General features: G+C 66.8%; 1 protein-coding gene. It reads right to left on the minus strand.

Annotated elements, in window-relative coordinates:
• Positions 1-17: 17 nt before the first annotated feature.
• Positions 18-692, minus strand: a 675-nt coding sequence (locus VQ02_RS34450) for an AAA-type ATPase lid domain-containing protein (RefSeq protein WP_245239955.1), incomplete at its 5' end; no start/stop codon positions are given.

The following is a 692-nucleotide window of genomic DNA, read 5'->3' on the forward strand; positions in this document are numbered from 1 at the left end:
GAGTTCGACGGATTGGATCAGGCCTTGCCGCCCGGCCGGCCGACCCCCGTCAGGCCATGCACTTTGATGCGGGAGGCGAGCGTCGTCGGCTTCACGCCCAGCAGCTCGGCCGCCCCTCCGGCCCCGAAGACGCGGCCCTTGCTCAAGGCAAGGGCGGCCGAGATGTCGGCCCGGTCGCGCGCCCTTCGCTCGGATTCGGTGGCGGGGGTGGCGCCGGCGGAGACCTCGCCCTGCGGGCGCCGCCCCTCGACGGGACCTATGCTCTCGGCCTCGGGCAGGTCGAACCGCAGCCGCCCGCGCACGGCGAGGATCGCCGCCCGCTCGACGATGTTTTCCAGCTCGCGAACATTGCCGGGCCAGTCGTAGCGCACGAGGCGGCGGACATCGCCTTCCGTGAGCCGCAGGTCGGGCATCGCGAGGCGTCGGGCCACGCCCTTGAGGAAGTGCTGGGCGATGAGGGGGATGTCCTCCGGCCGCTCGCGCAGTGGTACGGCCGCGATGGGAAATACGTTGAGGCGGAAATAGAGATCCTCGCGAAAGCGCCCCCGCTTCACCTCGGCCTTGAGGTCGCGGTTGGTGGCAAAAAAAAAAAAAAAGATCGAATGGAAGACGAAGGGTGCGGAATGTCGCTTATAAACACCTCCGACCACAAGAGACAGGCAGAAATAGCGAAAGCGCGCTTCTGTATGAAA

It is taken from the genome of Methylobacterium variabile (assembly GCF_001043975.1).
Taxonomy (GTDB): domain Bacteria; phylum Pseudomonadota; class Alphaproteobacteria; order Rhizobiales; family Beijerinckiaceae; genus Methylobacterium; species Methylobacterium variabile.